The 17440-nt window shown below is 69.6% G+C and carries 13 protein-coding genes and 1 pseudogene; 10 read left to right on the top strand and 4 right to left on the bottom strand.

Going from position 1 to position 17440, the window contains the following annotated elements:
- Positions 1 to 282: 282 nt before the first annotated feature.
- Positions 283 to 528, bottom strand: a pseudogene (locus D7147_RS21745) (hypothetical protein); the annotation flags it as partial.
- Positions 529 to 567: 39 nt separating this feature from the next.
- Positions 568 to 2205, bottom strand: coding sequence for an ABC-F family ATP-binding cassette domain-containing protein (locus D7147_RS21750; RefSeq protein WP_120680515.1), 1638 nt, complete (start codon positions 2203 to 2205; stop codon positions 568 to 570).
- Between the two features lie 62 nt (positions 2206 to 2267).
- On the opposite strand from D7147_RS21750, the gene D7147_RS21755 reads away from it, so the two are divergent.
- The 4 genes from D7147_RS21755 to D7147_RS32165 all read left to right on the top strand — a co-directional run bounded on the left by D7147_RS21755 (position 2268) and on the right by D7147_RS32165 (position 6929).
- On the top strand, positions 2268 to 3038 hold the full coding sequence (locus tag D7147_RS21755) for an ROK family protein (RefSeq protein WP_120680517.1): 771 nt from the start codon (positions 2268 to 2270) through the stop codon (positions 3036 to 3038).
- 109 nt (positions 3039 to 3147) lie between these two features.
- Positions 3148 to 3513 carry a tetratricopeptide repeat protein gene (locus D7147_RS21760; RefSeq protein WP_120680519.1) on the top strand — a complete coding sequence of 122 codons (366 nt, stop codon included), beginning with the start codon at positions 3148 to 3150 and terminating at the stop codon, positions 3511 to 3513.
- An 89-nt stretch (positions 3514 to 3602) separates the two neighbouring features.
- Positions 3603 to 3857, top strand: a complete 255-nt coding sequence (locus D7147_RS21765) for a Smr/MutS family protein (RefSeq protein ID WP_120680521.1) — start codon at positions 3603 to 3605, stop codon at positions 3855 to 3857.
- Between the two features lie 198 nt (positions 3858 to 4055).
- Positions 4056 to 6929, top strand: a complete 2874-nt coding sequence (locus D7147_RS32165; protein WP_147437419.1) for a hypothetical protein — start codon at positions 4056 to 4058, stop codon at positions 6927 to 6929.
- Between the two features lie 90 nt (positions 6930 to 7019).
- On the opposite strand, the gene D7147_RS21770 is transcribed toward D7147_RS32165, so the two are convergent.
- Entirely contained in the window at positions 7020 to 8078 is a 1059-nt protein-coding gene (locus D7147_RS21770; RefSeq protein WP_147437420.1) for a hypothetical protein, read from the bottom strand.
- Between the two features lie 607 nt (positions 8079 to 8685).
- Here D7147_RS21770 and D7147_RS21775 point away from each other — a divergent pair.
- Positions 8686 to 9177 (top strand): hypothetical protein, encoded by a 492-nt coding sequence (locus D7147_RS21775; protein ID WP_147437421.1) that lies wholly within the window; start codon positions 8686 to 8688, stop codon positions 9175 to 9177.
- Between the two features lie 245 nt (positions 9178 to 9422).
- Positions 9423 to 10382, top strand: coding sequence for a threonine/serine dehydratase (locus D7147_RS21780; protein ID WP_325050675.1), 960 nt, complete (start codon positions 9423 to 9425; stop codon positions 10380 to 10382).
- A 48-nt stretch (positions 10383 to 10430) separates the two neighbouring features.
- Here the strand turns inward: D7147_RS21780 and D7147_RS21785 are convergent, their stop codons facing one another.
- Positions 10431 to 12845, bottom strand: coding sequence for a M28 family peptidase (locus D7147_RS21785; RefSeq protein ID WP_120680527.1), 2415 nt, complete (start codon positions 12843 to 12845; stop codon positions 10431 to 10433).
- A gap of 350 nt (positions 12846 to 13195) precedes the next feature.
- On the opposite strand from D7147_RS21785, the gene D7147_RS21790 reads away from it, so the two are divergent.
- Genes D7147_RS21790 through D7147_RS21805 form a run of 4 tightly spaced genes read left to right on the top strand, consistent with a single transcriptional unit; the run spans position 13196 to position 17367 of the window.
- On the top strand, positions 13196 to 14395 hold the full coding sequence (locus D7147_RS21790) for a PP2C family protein-serine/threonine phosphatase (protein WP_233563279.1): 1200 nt from the start codon (positions 13196 to 13198) through the stop codon (positions 14393 to 14395).
- Entirely contained in the window at positions 14392 to 16116 is a 1725-nt protein-coding gene (locus tag D7147_RS21795; RefSeq protein ID WP_120680531.1) for a sensor histidine kinase, read from the top strand. Before D7147_RS21790 ends, D7147_RS21795 begins: the two co-directional genes overlap by 4 nt.
- Positions 16113 to 16565 (top strand): response regulator, encoded by a 453-nt coding sequence (locus D7147_RS21800; RefSeq protein WP_120680533.1) that lies wholly within the window; start codon positions 16113 to 16115, stop codon positions 16563 to 16565. The genes D7147_RS21795 and D7147_RS21800 overlap by 4 nt, the downstream gene beginning before the upstream one ends.
- The gene (locus D7147_RS21805; RefSeq protein ID WP_120680535.1) at positions 16558 to 17367 is read left to right on the top strand and encodes an inositol monophosphatase family protein; all 810 of its coding nucleotides are present in this window, start codon (positions 16558 to 16560) and stop codon (positions 17365 to 17367) included. Before D7147_RS21800 ends, D7147_RS21805 begins: the two co-directional genes overlap by 8 nt.
- The last annotated feature ends 73 nt before the right edge of the window (positions 17368 to 17440 follow it).

Consider the following 17440-nt stretch of genomic DNA (forward strand, 5'->3'; position numbering starts at 1 on the left):
TCCGGCCCCCGACCGGCACCGCTGCGCGCCGCGCATCCGGCCCCCGACCGGCACCGCTGCGCGCCGCGCATCCGGCCCCCGACCGGCACCGCTGCGCGCCGCGCATCCGGCCCTGCGGCCAGCGCCGTGCGGATCCGGCCCGGCGGCCGAGGAGGATCACGGCGGACCGGGTCGCCGCGCACCGCCGCCGACAGCGGCGTCCCGAAACGGTCAGCCGGTCGTGCTGCGGCGGGGGCGGCTGCCGATCCGCATCCGCTGCCGGGGCGGCGGAGCAGCCGACTTCGGCCGTTTGAGGTGGTAGCGGTGCAGCTCGTTGTTGCCGGGCAGGGAGGGGTCCTCGCTCATCGCGACCAACTCCCACCCCTGGTCGCCGGCCCGGTTCAGATGGGCCAGCGCGGTGTCCCCGTACGGGGTGACGTCGACCATCGAGCCGTCCGGGCCGTACCAGACGAAGGTGACCTCCCAGCCGAGGTCGTTCGTGGCCGCCTGGCGCCGGCGGACCAGCAGCGCGTACTCCCACTTGAGCATGGGGTCATTCTCACCCCGGGTGACGCCGTCGGCACGGCATCAATCTTCGGCGATCCGCCCCGCGTCCACCCGCAGCCGCCGGTTCGTCGCCACCGCGGCGAGCATCCGCCGGTCGTGGGTGACCAGCAGCAGTGTTCCCGGGTAGTTGGCCAGCGCCGCTTCGAGCTGTTCGATCGCGGGCAGGTCCAGATGGTTCGTGGGCTCGTCGAGCACCAGCAGGTTCACCCCGCGCCCCTGCAGCAGCGCCAACGCGGCCCGCGTCCGCTCGCCGGGGGAGAGCGTCGCGGCCGGGCGCAGCACGTGCCCGGCGCGCAGGCCGAACTTGGCGAGCAGCGTCCGCGCGTCCGCCGGCGACATCTCCGGTACGGCGGCGCGGAACGCGTCGATGAGCGGGGCGTCGCCGAGGAAGAACCCTCGGGCCTGGTCCACCTCGCCGACCACCACTCCCGGGCCGAGCGCGGCGTGACCGGTGTCGAGTGGCAGCCGCCCGAGCAGGGCGGCGAGGAGGGTGGACTTGCCGGCCCCGTTCGCGCCGGTCACCGCCACCCGGTCGGCCCAGTCGACCTGGAGGTTCACCGGCCCGAGGGTGAAGCCGCCCCGGCGTACCACGGCGTCGCGGAGCGAGGCCACCACGGCCCCCGCGCGGGGCGCGGCGGCGATCTCCATCCGCAGCTCCCACTCCTTGCGCGGCTCCTCGACCACCTCCAGCCGCTCGATCAGCCGGTCGGTCTGGCGAGCCTTCGCGGCCTGCTTCTCCGTCGCCTCGGTGCGGAACTTCCGGCCGATCTTGTCGTTGTCGGTGGCCTTGCGCCGGGCGTTCTTGACGCCCTTCTCCATCCACGCGCGCTGGGCCCGCGCCCGGTTCTCCAGCGTCGCGCGGGTGTCGGCGTACTCCTCGTAGTCGGCCCGGGCGTGCCGGCGCGCCACCTCGCGCTCCTCCAGGTAGGCCGCGTAGCCGCCGCCGTAGTGGTTGACCTGCTGCTGCGGCAGGTCCAGCTCCAGCACCCGGGTCACCGTCCGGGTCAGGAACTCCCGGTCGTGGCTGACCAGCACCGTGCCGGCGCGCAGCCCCGTCACGAACTCCTCCAGCCGCTCCAGCCCGGCCAGGTCCAGGTCGTTGGTGGGCTCGTCGAGCAGGAAGACGTCGTACCGGCTGAGCAGCAGCGAGGCCAGCCCGGCGCGCGCCGCCTGGCCGCCGGAGAGCCCCGTCATCAACTGCTCCAGGTCCACCGCGAGGCCCAGCTCGGCGGCGACCTGCTCGGCCCGATCGTCGAGGTCCGCGCCGCCGAGCGCCAGCCACCGCTCCAGCGCCTCGGCGTACGCGTCGTCGGCGCCGGCCCGGCCGGCGGTGAGCCCCTCGGTGGCGGCGTCCAGGGCGAGCTGCGCCGCGGTCACCCCGGTGCGGCGGGCCAGGAAGGCGCGCACCGTCTCGCCCGGCCGCCGCTCCGGCTCCTGCGGCAGGTGCCCGACGCTCGCCGTGGGCGGGTTGAGCGTGACGCTGCCGGCCTCCACCGGCAGCAGACCGGCGAGCGTACGCAGCAGCGTCGACTTCCCGGCCCCGTTCGGCCCCACCAGCCCGACGACGTCGCCGGGCGCGACGACCAGGTCCAGACCGGTGAAGAGCGGAGTGTCGCCGTGCCCGGCGGAGAGGTTCTTGACGATCAACGTGGCGCTCATGAGGAGGCGAGCCTATCCGGCTGAGTGCACGCGACCCGCCCGGAAGGTGCAGACTCGGCGGAGTGGTGACCACACTGGCGATCGACTGCGGTGGCGGAGGCATCAAGGCCTCCGTCCTCGACGAGGCCGGCACGATGCGGACCCGCCCGCTGCGCGTGCCCACGCCGTACCCGCTGTCGACCTCGCTCTTCGTCAAGACGTTGCTTGACCTGGGGGCTCAGCTGCCCCCGGCGGACCGGGTGACCGTCGGGATGCCCGGCATGCTGCGGCACGGCGTGGTGGTGGCCACTCCGCACTACGTCACCCGGGCCGGGCCGCGCACCAGGATCGATCCCGACCTGCTCGCCGAGTGGTCCGGCTGGGATGTCCGCTCGGCGCTCTCCGACGCGTTCGGCACGCCGGCGCTGGTGCTCAACGACGCCGAGGTGCACGGCGCCGGGGTGGTGGCGGGCACCGGGCTGGAGCTGGTGCTCACCCTCGGCACCGGGCTGGGCAGCGCCCTCTTCGACGGGGGTGTGCTCGCGCCGCACCTGGAGCTCTCGCACGCGCCGGTGCGCTGGGGCATGACGTACGACACGTACATCGGCGAGCCGGAACGGCGACGGCTCGGCGACGCGTTCTGGTCACGACGGGTCCGAGGGGTGGTCGACGGGCTGCGGCCGGTGTTCCGCTGGGACCGGCTCTACCTGGGTGGCGGGAACTCCCGGTTGATCAGGCCGGAGCAGTTGGCCCGGATGGGCGACGACGTGGTGGTTGTCCCGAACACGGCCGGAATCGTCGGTGGTGTCCGGGCCTGGGACCTGGCCGCCGCCCGACCCGCCCGACCCGCCTGAGGGGCGCGGGCGGGGGAGCTGCGCCCCGATCGCCCCGGGAACAGTCGACGCCGGCGCGGTGTTGTGCCAGCGTCAGGAGTGTGACCGGCGCGAGACGAGGGAGTGGGCAATGGATCTTCTGGCCGACTACCGGCGGGCGACCATGTTCTTCGAGACGGGTGACCCGACCGAGGCCGTCCGGCTGCTCGAGCCGATCGTCGAGGCGGAGCCGAGCAACGCCTCGGTGCGGCAGCTGCTCGCCCGGGCGTACTTCCAGTCCGCCCAGCTCAACCGGGCCGAGGAGCACCTGCGGGAGCTGGTCGACCGGGACCCGAGCGACCACTACGCGCACCACGTGCTGGGCCGTACGCTCGAGCGGCTGAACCGGTACCCGGACGCGCTGCGGCACCTGCGGATCGCCGCCGCCATGCACAGCGGCAACGACGACTACCGCACCGCGCTGCGCCGGGTCGAGACCCGGGTCAGCGGTCGCTGACGTCGGAACAGACAGAACGGCGAAGGGCAGCCCGGGTGGCTGCCCTTCGCCGTTCCCGGACCCCGTCCCGGCGGACCTAGGATGAACTGGTGAAGCTCAAGCTCGATCTCCACGACATCTACAACAAGGGCCACGACATCGACCGTGCGCTCCGAGGGATCATGGACGAGGCGGTCGCGAAGAAGGCCACCCTCGTGGAGATCATTCCGGGTAAGGGCTCCGGCCAGCTCAAGAAGAAGGTGCTGCGCTTCCTCGACCAGAAGGACGTCAAGCAGCTCTACCACCGGGTGGAGAAGGACTCCAAGAACTTCGGCCGGCTCTTCGTGCACTTCCGCTGGAAGTAGTGACGGAATGCCCCTGAGGCCTGCATCGCAAGCCTCACGGACCCACCGCTTGAAGGTGTTTCCAGCGACGAGGGAGGGCGTCGGCGACAAGACGCCTGGCAATCTGCGCGGCGACGTCAGGATGGGGAACCACCTGCTGATCCTAGGAGCCCTCATCCAGATACCGCCAGCCGCTCATGGTCGCGATACGCTGCGCAGATGCCGCGCACGTACAAGCAGACCGTCATCAAGCTGCTTTTTGGTACGGCCACGCATTGCGCCTACCCAGGGTGCGATGCGAAATTGATCTTCAAGGACCGCGGGCTATATACGCCAACTGTCGAGATTGCACACATCCGATCCGAAAAGCCGGATGGTCCCCGCTATGACTCCAGCTATCCGTCGGAGAAGATCAACGACTTCGAGAATCTCCTACTGCTGTGCGGGCAGCACCACCCGCCGGTAGATCAGCATGAGTCGGCCTACGGAGTCGTCGAGCTCGTGGAGTGGAAGCGGCGTCAGGCCCAGCAAATCGAGCGGCCCATCCCACGCGCTGAACTAGCGGCGATCGAACGTGTTCTGAATGACGCGCGCCCAATTGCCTCGGACGCAGTCCTCCGAGGACCGGTTGCGCATCTTGGCGAAGCCGAGCGCCTTCAGCAGGCGGAAGAGCGGGTCTCAGAGGCGCCAGGCGAAGCCGCCGGCCTGTTCGACCAAGTGGCAGCCGCGCTGGAGGCCTCCCCATTCGCCCAACACGCCTCCATAGTTCGAGCCAGGCAGGCCAAGGCCTTGGAGGCGGCCGAGGACTTTGAGGCGGCAGCAAAGCTGCGGGTGGAATTGGGCTGGCGCAGCTATCGATCGGGAGACCCTTTCTCCGTGGGGCAGCACGTAAACGCGATCGTTCGGTATCAGAACCACGTGCAGCAAACCACCGTTCGAAGCGCGTCAGGTCTTTCGGCGGCGGGTGCCTTCGGGTACGACCGGCATGTAACTCTCGAACACCTTGCATCTGCGTTCGATTCAATGCAGGGGGGAGACATAGGGCGGATCGAGTGTGGACTCACGCTAGCCGAGCAGGCGATTACATGGCGTCGGATGGACCTGCTAACGGCACGCATCGGCGGCCTCACGGCTATGGCGAACGACACGCCCACCGACGATGCGGGGTTGGCGCTGAGGGCTCGGATCCTGATGTGCGTGGCCGAAGCATCTGACGATTGGAGCGAGCTGGTCAGCTCGGCCCGTCACCTATACCCGCCTAGGGTCACGGCATGGATTGCGGCACGCCATGCCAGGTATCTGACTCTAGGGAAACAGTCAGATCAGGCAATTCAACGCTGGTTGGATGCAATTGATGGCGCAATTCAGGCAGGGGTGAACGAGTCCGCTGCAGCATGGCTCTATAGCCAGCGGGGAACCCGTATGCGGTTCGGAAAGGTTGAGGGCGATCCAAACGATCTTCACCGCCTTGCTCAAGCCTTGAAAGCATCTGGGGGCGGCTCTGTCCTGTCGGAGCCAGCTCCACTGGCTGAACGGGCGGCTTTGCGAATGCTCGACCAGAAGTGGCCCGACGCTCTTCAGTTCCTGCACCAATACCTCTACCATTCTGTAATATCGGCCAGCTGGGAGGCCGAGCAAGCTGCCCATGTTAGGTTCGGAGACCTATTTGCGGCGACAGGAGTAGCAGAAGAGGCAATACGCCACTATGTCCGCGGTGGGGATTCGAAAAAGCTAGAGCAATTCGCGAAGAAGTTGCCTGACCGCCCCGTTCACTTTCATCCGCCAGCCGGCGATGCGCCGCACTGGGAACGGATTGCCTCGTTCAGGTTCGCGAAGGCTGCCGCAAGTCTGTTCCCTGCAGTGGTTGCCAGCGAATGGTCGGAAGTCGCTATTAACGAGCTAACTTCTACCGCGCCAGGAAGCTGGCCCACCGATACCTGGTACCCGGCGTTCGATGCCTTCGCGGCCGTAGCGGATGAAGCTTCCTGGTCTGAGGCGGAGAAATTTCTTGACCTTACTTCCGGCTATCTCTCAAGGGAGCCTGGAACGCATCACCGCACAGACGATGCTCACATATCGGCTCTTGCGAAAATCGGGGAGAGCCACCCGGACCTACAGGGGCGAATTCTTCTAATGCTCTGCGATGCCATTAAGTTGGGTAACGAGGTTGCTCAACAGGCGGTATCGGAGGGTCAGGAGATACTGGCGAGAGATTCGGCAACGACAGGAGTGCAGCTGGCGGATGCGGCCGGTGAGGGCAACGTGCAGGCTGCTATAGCACTAATCCTCGCCGACGCCGATCGAACGTCGGCTATTGAGGTTGCAAAAATGCATGTTGCGCGGGACTCCGCACCACGGGTGCATATTCCTGGTCAGATGACCTTAGGGACATCGCTTAGACAGTCGGCAGTTCTGGCCACTGTGTTGGAAGAGTCGGCTAGGTCGAGTTTTGTAACCGCGATGATGGTTCGACTTCGAGACAGGCGTGATGATGCGTACAACAGGGCAGACGCCCTAGCTGCTGTCTCCACCGTCGCACCCTCGCTCTCAGACGAGATGCGGGACAAGGTCTTCCGAGAGCTGATGGATTTTGCACAGGGCCCGACCGAAAGTGAACTGAGCTTTGGGTTTGGGGACGATGATCCCTTCAGCCGCTTTAAAGTCTCATTGGGGGCTCCTCCGCTCGCCGCCAGAGCGGCGCAAGTTGCAGCGAAGGTCGGTCATAGAGTCGAACAGTATGACGATGTGCAGCGGCTGACGCTTAGCCTTCTTCCATCTGCCGATGACGGAGCTAGCTTCGCCCTCGCAAGTGGTCTCCGCGAGATCCCGGCCGAGTTCCTGAGGGTGTCCGTGCCGCCACTTGCTGGTCATTCCAATCGATGGATCCGTTGCTTTGCAGCGATAAGTTGGGCTCGTGATCCCCAGCGGTGGCCGGACCTAGGCGTTCGGCTTGCACGGGACCCTGAGCCTAGTGTGAGATACGCTCTAGCCGACGCGTTGAGGCCCGTTCCCGAACACAGCGAGGTGCGAAACATCCTCGGCACGGACCATCGCCGGGAAGTAAGACGAAGGATCGAGCGAGGGCACAACTAGCGGACCTCGGGTCCTTCCGGTTCGCCGGGGCTTACGGAAGCGTCGCCATGTGGCCCATATCAGCGTGACTGGTGGATGTCGCGACAATCGTTATGCAATGCTGCGGAATTCCCAGGGGTTGGCGCGATTTGCGGGTCTGGCGAAGCCGAACCCAAAGATGTTCGCGCTAATCTCCTGTGTCACTCGCTGCTCGATTCTGGGCTCCAGTCGATCAGGAATGATGCTGGTTGGGTAGTTCGGCAATTCAGAGTCACTTGACTCCCGTATCTGCATTCCCCGGTCGCTGAGCTCGATTAGGGTGCCGCGATAATGCAGGAAGGGACGCCCCTCGCATTCAACTGGCTGGCCATAGCCTTGAACTCGGCTCACATGGTCGATTGTGAGGCGGTTCAACTCGGCCACGTCGCGCAGATCTCCGCTACTTTGCTTGTCGATACTGTGCCCCGCCGCGTAGAAGCGCTCCATGGCTAGCAGCTGTTGGAGGGGGACGATCCGAGCATCAGGTCGTGCTACCTGGTCAAAGTCATCATTTGTATCTCGTGCGGTGTTATGGAGGACGAGGAGAACCTCCCGGAATGGGCATTCTCTCAGCGCTTCGCGTACCTCATCGTCGAAGAACCGATCCGTCCTATAGTCGGTCGCGTTGAAGCTGAGATCAAACCAATCGAGGATGACGAGGTTTACATGGCTGAACTCTCCGAGGTCGTACCCTCTCCCAGTCTTCGTTAGAATCACGTCACGTAGAGCCGTGCGGTATTCGGCGATACTCGGAGTTTCCATCATGACAGCAGGGAGATCCGGGTAACGAACGTCGCCCTCCGCGTCCGAGATCTTGACCCTGACTGACTTAAGCGTCTTGACGTCGTTCTTGTGAAGGTGGGAACCGCCGGACCAGAGACGGTGAGCATAGCCGGCGATCAGGTTGAAGCGTGCATGGGATTCGTGAAAGAAGAGCTGCGTGACTTCAACTCCAAGCGGCTTGCTTCCGATTGAGCGCGACAGAGCGAAGTCTGGACGTTCGCGGGAGATTACACTTCGGAAGTTCGAGAGGTCATAGACCGCCTCAAGGATTGCCAACTCTTGAGCGCGCTTCCGCTCGGCTGGCGTCATTCCTGTGAGTGGATCAGGAGCAGGCTCGCCGATGTCCATGCCTCATCATAAGCGGCCATGCAACCTGATAATCCTGTCCCGTCCCGGTGGCAAGGTGCGTTACCAGGAGAGCGTGCGTGGCAACCGAATCTGGAACTGGAACTTGCGGAGGGATCGGCACGGCAAAGGGGAGCGGCAATCCATGTGAGAACTTTCTGTACGAGATCAAGGCGGCCCGCGTCGCGGGCCGCTCGCGCCGCCGAACCTGGGCCGGGCCGATGGCCCGCCGCCGCGCCTCTGGCCTTCGGCCGCCAGCGCGTCGGTGTTAGCCCGCCGGCGGCGCGACATACGACGAAGCCCCGGGCCGCCATGAGTATTGGCAGTTCCGGGGCTTCGATGTTGAGCGACACAGGGGCAGTGCCTCCGGCGGGGGTCCTCGGGCACTCCGGGATGGTGGCGCCATCCCGACAATCTTCGTCCGGGGCGAAGCCGCGCGGGTAGAGCCTGCCCGGTCAAGGTCGTTCAGCCTCTGGGTGCTCCACCTTGACCGGGCAGGCCCCACCCACTCCCCAGTGTGCGGACGAAGGCCGACGGGATGGCTTGGGCAGCGGTAGGCGGAGACCGTCGTAGCCATGGCGAGCAACGTCGAAGAGACATAATCACAGACGTGAATTTTGTGGCTGAGGCTTCCCCGGCAGCTCCCTGGTGGGCGGTTCCAGTGGTGGCAGGCGTCTTTGCCGTAGGTGGCGTGGTGGTGTCGCAGGTGGTGACGATGCTCCTGGACGCAAGACGGGCGCGTCGGGAAGCCGCGACCCGATGGCACGCAGAGAGGCGTCATGTATACGCCTCGTTCGCCGCAAAGATCGAAAAGCAAATCGTGGAGATCACGCTCAAGTGGGAAGGCGGCGCCCTGCCCATGTCGTTCTTATCCGACCTTCTGGAAGAGGCTAAAGCTGCTCACATCGAGGTGGAGCTGATCGGCACCAAGCCGGTACGCGACGCCGCAGACGCGCTCTGGGACGGTTTGGCGAGGGGCGGGGACCAAGCCATGTCGGGCGGCAAGGCAAACGACCTGACCGTAGACGACTTTCTGCGCGACACGCGTTCTCTACTGAGGGCTTTCGTCGGAGCGGGTCGCGAGGAACTCGGGGTGCAGTGAGGCTAACGGCGTGCCCGGCGGAGGGATGGGCGGGTGAGGAGAGCCGCCGAGTTGGCTGCTGCCGGCTGTCCATGCAGATTGACGCTGCGTCAAGATCAGGCCGTTTCCATGCCGTCGAGCGGCGGCCAGCAGTAACCATCGATGACCCTCCATGCCAAGCATGGCGGCAGCTCGCAGGTGTGGTCGCCCGGTTTAATCGACTATGCCGCTGGCCTTCACCAATACCGCTGGAAATGAGCTGATCTGTGAACGAGGAGCGTGCCCGGATGGTGGACAAAAGTGACGTCGAGGCAGCCGCCGCTCTCATCGCCGGCCGGGTACGGCAGACGCCGGTGCTCACCGTCGACGGTGGCGAGTTCGGTGTGCCGGGGCGGCTCAGCCTGAAGCTGGAGCTGCTCCAGCACGCGGGCTCGTTCAAGCCGCGCGGCGCGTTCAACCGGATGCTCCAGGGCCCACTGCCGGAGGCGGGGGTGCTCGCGGCGTCCGGCGGCAATCACGGGCTCGCGGTCGCGTACGCGGCGCGGGCCCTCGGCGTACCGGCCGAGGTCTTCGTGCCCGTCACCGCCTCGCCGGTGAAGGTGGAGCGGCTCGCCTCGCTCGGCGCCCAGGTGCGACAGGTCGGCCGGCACTACGCGGAGGCGCTGGCGGCGAGCAGCCGGCGGGCCGAGGAGACGGGCGCGCTGGTCGTGCACGCGTACGACCAGCCGGAGGTGGTGGCCGGCCAGGGCACGGTCGGTCGGGAACTCGAACGGCAACTGGACGGGATCGACACCGTACTGGTCGCGGTCGGCGGTGGCGGCCTGGTGTCCGGGATCGCGACCTGGTTCGACGGCGGGGTGCGGGTGGTCGCTGTCGAGCCGGAGCCGATTCCCACCCTGCACAGCGCGCTCAAGGCCGGCCGCCCGGTCGACGTCGAGGTGGGCGGGATCGCCACCGACTCGCTGGGCGCCCGACGGATCGGCGAGATCGCGTTCGACACCGCCCGGCGTACCGGTCTGCTCTCCGTGCTGGTCCGCGACGAGGATCTGGTCCGGGCCCGCCGGCTGCTCTGGTCGGAGCTGCGGGTCGCCGCGGAGCTGGGTGGGGCCGCCGCGCTGGCCGCGCTGATCGGCGGGGCGTACGTGCCGCGCCAGGGCGAGCGGGTGGCGGTCATCGTCTGCGGCGGCAACACCGACCCCGGCGACCTGGCCACCCGCCCGAACTGAACCCGTCGGCCGCACGTCCGGCCGACGGGTCCAGGGCCCGGTCGGCCGTCAGACCGGGTAGGTGCGGGCCACCGCGAGCATCTCCGAGCTGTGCGAGCCGACGATCCCGACGTCCGGCGGGCGGGGCTGGAAGGCGGGCAGACCGTCGAGGCCGTCGCTGGCGTCCATCGCCCGCAGACCCAGCCGGTCGGCCTTCGGCGTGACGGTGAGCGTCACCTCGAAGCCCTCCGCCGGCGGGGCGTGGAAGACCACCCCGAAGCCCCAGCGGCCGGAACGGGGCTCGACGGGCACCGGCCGGCCGGCGACCTCGGCGCGCAGCACGGTGGCCGTGGTCGTGTCGACGTGCAGGCTGGCCAGGCGCGCCGGACGCTGCGGGGTGAGCCGCAGCCGCACGGTGCGCTCGCCGCCCGTGGTGCTGTCGGCCAGCACCTCGAGCTTCGGGGCGGGCAGGTTCGTCGGCTCTGCCGGGCCGCCGCGCAGGGTCTGGTCGCCCAGCGCGGGGAAGTCGTCCAGGGACGCCGGACCCTTGACGTACCGGCTGGTCCACGGCTGCGGATCGGTCTCGTCGGTGAGCCACCGGGCCGAGCCGGTGCCCGCGTCCAGCGCGTACATCAGGTGGGTCGGTGCGGGATGCGCGGCGTCGAACCGGTCGACGCGGAGCCCGACCCCGGCGCAGACCACCGCCGCCACCGCGGCGGCGAGCGCCGGCACCGCGCCGAGCCGCCGGGCCCGGAGCGCCACCAGTCCGCGCTGCCCGCCGGCCCGGGGGTGCAGCAGATCCAGCACCGGCAGTACGGCCAACCCGAGCAGCACCGTGACCAGGGCGGCCACCCCGCCCATCGCCATGCCGAGCGCCGGGAAGAGGAGCACCACAGTGGGCAGGAGGACGACGACGCCCACCGCGGCGCCCACGGTGACCGCGACCACCGGCCAGGGCCCGTCGATCCGGGTGCCGAGCGCGGCCAGGCCGGCGAGCGCGCCCGCCAGCGCCGGCAGGGAGGCGAGGTACGCCCCACCCGGCACCAGCAGCGCGAGCACCACCCCGAGCACCGCCAGCCAGCCCAGCCCGCCGACGGCCAGCGCGGCGGGGCCGATCCGGCGGCGGGTCAGCGCGTACCAGGCGAGGACGACCGTCGCGGCGAGCGCGAGCACGGCGAGCCGATACCAGATCGGCCGGTACGGGTCGAGCAGTGCGGCGTAGCCCGGCCGGATCGCGGTCATCAGCGCCCAGAGCCCCTGCGCGGCGAGCGGGGCGGCCACGATCGGGACGAGCGCCAGACCGAAGCCCGCCGCCAACCGGCCTCCGCTCGCGCGACCGCGCCGCCGGGTCAGCCAGCCCAGCGCGACGACCGCGACCAGCGCGAGCAGCGCGAGCGGGAGGGTCAGCTGGCCCGGGTAGCGGGCGAGCCCGCCCGGCACCGAGAAGTAGGTGTCGTCGCCGGCGGCGGTCAGCTCGGTCAGGTCGATCCGGCCGAACTCCCGGGCCATTCCGAGCGCGTTCTCACCGTGCTGCTGGAGGCTGGCCCGGTCCAGCGCGGCGGCGGTGTCCAGCGGGGTGTGGTAGATCGCCGCACCGTCGATGTACGCCGAGTTCAGGCCGACGAAGTTCTCCGCGAGGAACGCGGTGAAGTCGGTGTCGTTGGGTAGCGCACGGTAGATCTCCACGGCGAACGAGGTGCCGACCGGGTGCGGCGCGGCCCGCCCGAAGACCTCCACCAGTTTCGCGTTCCGTCGCGAGGTCTCGAACATGATCACCGGGCCGGTGGAGCCACGCGCCTCCAGGTTGAGCACCACCCCGCCGTCGGCGGCGAGCGGGTGGCCGGAGGCGAATCCGGACGCGCCGCAGAGACACGCCTCCTCGGCGTCGGTGAGCACGAAGACGATGTCGTTGCGGGGGCGTGGTCCGGCGGCCAGCGCCCGGGCCACCTCCAGGATGGCGGAGGTGCCGGCGGCGTCGTCGTTGCCGCCCGGGCCGGACTGCACCGAGTCGTAGTGGGCGACCAGGAAGAGCCGCCCGGTCGGATCGGTGCCGGGCAGCCGGGCCACCACGTTGCGGACCCGGGCCAGCGTGACGCCACCGGCCGCCCCGCTCAACTGACCCGCCTCCGGCGCCACGGCGTCCTGCACCTGGGTCTCCAGGCCCAGCTCCCGCAGGACCCGTTCGACGTGCGCGCGGACCTCGTCGTTCGCGGCGCTGCCGGCCGGGTGCGGACGCGCCGCGATGACCTGGACGTCGCGGTACGCCCGGTCGGCGCTGAACTCGGTCGGTGGCGCGTCGGCCGGCAGCGGGGTCGGGGGCCGCAGGTCGAGGAGGCTCACGGCGCCGACGGCGACCAGCGCGACGGCGGCCGCCAGCGCGGCGACGAACCGCCGCCGGGGCCGGGCCAGCGCCCGGTCGGCGGGCGGGCTCGGAATCGGGTGGGCGGGTGCGCGGTCCGGGGCCGGGGTGGGGGGTGCGCCCACGGGAACTCCTCGGGGACGGGGCCAGAGCTGGCACCATCCTGCCCCGCGCGGGCCTGGAGCGGGACCCCCGGACGTCCCGGCTGCCGCGCACCGCCGGTGCCCGGTCGAGGCGTTCCGGGGCGGGTCGGCGAGGGTCCGATCCACGGGACCGACGGTGTCCGCTTTGCCCCTCGGTGGGTAGTGATTCGGCCCATGTCCGGCCGCACCGAGTCCGTCGTGTTGTGTGCGACCGTTGTCTAATACAGGATCAGCAGGGCACTCGGAAGGAGCCCGACATCACCAGCGAACTTCCGCGTCTGGCGGCGGTGACCCGGCCGAACCGGGGGACCGGTCTGGCCGGTTCCCCTGTGGTGCCGTATCCGCACGGCGGCCTGGGACGGCACCCCCACCTGCCACCGGGCGAGCGGCTGCGGGTGCTGCTGGTCGAGGACGACGAGGGCGACGCCTTCCTGGTCGGTGAGCTGCTGGCCGAGACCAACTCGATGATCGACCTGCTGGTCGCGACCAGCCTCAGCGAGGCGCGCCAGCGGGTGACCGGCGTGGACTGCGTCCTGCTCGACCTCGGTCTTCCGGACGCCCAGGGCCTCGACGGGTTGCGCCAGGTGCTGGAGATGGCGAGCGGCGCGGCGGTCTGCGTACTGACCGGGCGCAGCGACGAGCACCTGGGCATCGTGGCGGTGGCCGAGGGAGCCCAGGACTACCTGGTCAAGGGGCAGGTCGACGGTGTCCTGCTGACCCGGGCGCTGCGCTACGCGGTGGAGCGCAAGCGCGCCGACGAGAACGCCCGCCGGCTGCGCGAGGTCGAGCTGCGCCAGGCCGAGTCGGCCCGCCTCGAACGAGGCCTCCTGCCGCAGCCGCTGATGTCGACCGACCAGGTCGCGGTGCACACGTTCTACCGGCCCGGCCGGCACGCCGCGCTGATCGGCGGCGACTTCTACGACGTGGTGCAGACCCGCCCCGACCGGGTGGACCTGATCGTGGGCGACGTCTGCGGGCACGGGGTCGACGAGGCGGCGCTCGGCGTCGAGCTCCGGGTCGCCTGGCGCGCCCTGGTGCTCGCCGGGGTGCCCGACGACGAGGTGCTGCCCGCGCTGGAGCAGGTGCTGATGAGCGAGCGCCGACTCCAGGAGATCTTCGCGACCGTGGCGACGGCGCGGCTCGACCTGGACGCCAACCGGGCGGTCGTACGGTTGGCCGGGCACCCGCCGCCGCTGCTGCTCAGCCGCGGTGGGGTGGCCCCGGTGCCGGCCCCCGGCGGTCTGCTGCTCGGCGTCCGGCCCCGCCCGCCGATCGCCTACGACCTGAAGTTCGACACGGAGGACTGGTCCCTGTTGATGTACACCGACGGCCTGATCGAGGGGCGCGTGGGCGACAGCGACGATCGGCTCGACGTGCCCGGCCTCGGCGAGCTGCTGGCGGAACCGGCCAGCCGGGAGGTGCCCCTGCCCGAGCTGCCGGCCTGGCTCGTCGGACGGGCCGAGCAGATCAACGGCGGGCCGCTCGCCGACGACGTCGCCATGCTGCTGGTCACCCGGGGAGGTGGCCGATGAGCGCCGGCCTGCGTGCCTGGAGCCTGCGCCGGCGAGTGGTCGCGCTGCTCGCGATCGTGGGCGTGCTGCTCGTCGGGCTGGCCGTGGCGGAGGCGTCCCTGGCGGAGCGGAGCCGTAACCAGGTCGACGCGCTGCTCAACCAGACCGGCCCGCTGCGGGTGCAGTCGCAGGAGCTGCTGAACGCCCTGCTCGACCAGGAGACCGCGGTACGCGGCTTCGCGGTGAGCGGCGACCGGGCCGACCTCGGCCCGTACGAGGCCGGGGTGCGGCAGGAGCAGGACGTCATCGCCTCGATGCGGCGACTGCTGAACGACTACCCGCAGATCGGCGGGGATCTGCGCCAGGTCGAGACCCGGGCCGACGAGTGGCGACGGGCGGTCGCCGTACCGGTGATCACCGTGACCGAGCAGGAGGGCACGGCGGCCGGCCAGGCGCTCGTCACCCAGGTGGCCCGGCAGCAGTTCGACGAGGTACGGGCCGCCGTGGACGACCTCCAGGCCGAGATCTTCGACGCCCGGGAGAGCAACGCGCGGGAGGCGCGTCGCAGCGGGAACCTGCTCGCCGTGCTGCTGATCGTCGCCGCCCTGGTGGTCGTGGTCACCGGTGTGCTGCTGCTGCTCTCGCTGGACCGGACGGTCGTACGGCCGCTCACCGAGCTCGCCCAGCACGTACGGAGGGTCGCCGAGGGCGACTTCCAGCACGCCATCCCCGGTTCCGGGCCGCCCGAGTTCGTGCAGCTCGCCGACGACGTGGACGCGATGCGCCGCAGGATCGCGGCGGACCTCGCCGAGGTGCGGGAGGCCCGGCAGCGGATCGAGTGGGTCAACAGCCAGCTCCAGAAGCAGGCCGAGGAGTTGACCCGGTCCAACCGTGACCTGGAGCAGTTCGCGTACGTCGCCTCGCACGACCTCCAGGAGCCGCTGCGCAAGGTCGCCAGCTTCTGCCAGCTGCTCCAGCGCCGCTACGCCGGGCAGCTCGACGAGCGGGCCGACCAGTACATCGCGTTCGCGGTGGACGGCGCGCAGCGGATGCAGCGCCTCATCAACGACCTGCTGGCGTTCTCCCGGATCGGCCGGCTGACCGTCGGCTTCAGCGAGGTCGACCTCAACAAGGTCATGGGAGAGGTGGCCGGTCAGACCGAGGCGGCCCGGCAGTACGCGGACGCCGAGCTGACCTGGTCGGAGCTGCCGGTGATCCAGGGCGAGGAACCGCTGCTGACGAACCTGCTCGCCAACCTGGTCAGCAACTCGATCAAGTTCCGCCGGTCGGACGTGCCGTCGAAGGTGCACGTCTCCGCCCGGCAGGTGGGCGACGAGTGGGAGATCAGCTGCCAGGACAACGGCATCGGCATCGAGCCCGAGTTCGCCGACAAGATCTTCGTCATCTTCCAGCGGCTGCACTCGAAGGACGCCTACCCGGGCACCGGTATCGGGCTGGCCATCGTCAAGAAGATCGTGGAATACCACGGCGGTCGGGTCTGGGTGGACACCGACGTCTCCGAGGGCGCCGCGATCCGGTTCACCCTGCCCGCGCTGCCCGAGGATCGTGCGGCGGCCGGCGAGAGCCCGGACGAGGAGGCGACCGGCGCGCAGGCGACGGAGACGCCCGACGGCGTCCCGGACGGCTCGCCGGAGCGGGAGCGGGAGCGGGAGCGGGCGGAGCGTACGGAGGAAGCGCCGGAAGGCGGTAGGACGGGTGGCATGAGGGAGACAGTGGGATGACCGCGCCGGCGGACGGGAAGAGTCCGATCGAAGTCTTGCTCGTCGAGGACGATCCGGGCGACGTGTTGATGACCCAGGAGGCGTTCGAGGAGCACAAGCTGCGCAACCGGCTGACCGTCGTCTCCGACGGGGCGGAGGCGTTGGCGTACCTGCGCCGTGAGGGTCGGTACGCGGAGGCGGTGACCCCGGACCTGATCCTGCTCGACCTCAACCTGCCCCGCCGGGACGGCCGTGAGGTGCTCGCGGAGATAAAGAAGGACGAGGAGCTCCGCCGGATCCCGGTGGTGGTGCTCACCACCTCGCAGGCCGACGAGGACATCCTGCGCAGCTACCAGCTGCACGCCAACGCCTACGTGACGAAGCCGGTGGACTTCGAACGGTTCATCGCCGTGGTGCGCCAGATCGACGAGTTCTTCGTCAGCGTGGTGAAGCTGCCGCCGCGTGGCTGACAACCTGCTCGACGACGTCGGTGTCCTGCTCCGTGAGACCGCCGACCAGGTCGTGCTACCCCTGTTCCAGAAGCTGGACGACTCCGACGTCGCGGAGAAGGCGCCCGGTGACATCGTCACCGTCGCCGACCGCCGGGCCGAGGAGATGATCTCGGCTGGGCTGCGCCGGCTCCTTCCCGGCTCGGTGGTGGTCGGCGAGGAGGCGGTCGCCGAGGATCAGGGGCTGCTGCGGCACCTGCGCGGTTCCGGGGACGTGTGGCTCGTCGACCCGGTCGACGGCACCGCGAACTTCGCCGCCGGCCGCCGACCGTTCGCGTTGATGGTGGCGCTGCTGACCGACGGGCGGCCCGTCGCGTCCTGGGTGTTCGACCCGCTCGCCGACACGCTCGCCACGGGCCGGGCCGGCGAGGGGACGTACGTCGACGGGCGTCCGATCCGTACGGACGACGCCTCCGCGGAGCTCGCCCAGCTGCGTGGCATGGCGATCGCCCGGTTCCTCCCGTCGGCGAACCGCGACCGGGTGCGGGCCGGCGGCGACCGGATCGGTGAGCTGCTCCCCGGGCAGCACTGCGCGGGCCGGGAATACCTGGACATCCTCGTCGGGCGGCAGCAGTTCGCGGTCTTCTGGCGCACCCTGCCCTGGGACCACGCCCCCGGGGCGCTGCTGGTCCGCTGCGCCGGCGGGGTCGCCCGCCGCTTCGACGGCACCGAGTACCACGCCGCCGACGAGGGGTACGGCCTGCTGGTCGCCGCGAGCGATCGGATCTGGGAAGAGGTCCGGGCGGCTCTGCTCGACAGCTGATCCACGCGTACGGCGACCGGCTCGACACGCTGCGTCGACGCGACGCGCCCCTGGGCATTTCCGGGACTGGCCG

Origin of the sequence: Micromonospora musae, assembly GCF_003626545.1 — a bacterium.
Classification (GTDB): Bacteria; Actinomycetota; Actinomycetes; order Mycobacteriales; family Micromonosporaceae; genus Micromonospora; species Micromonospora musae.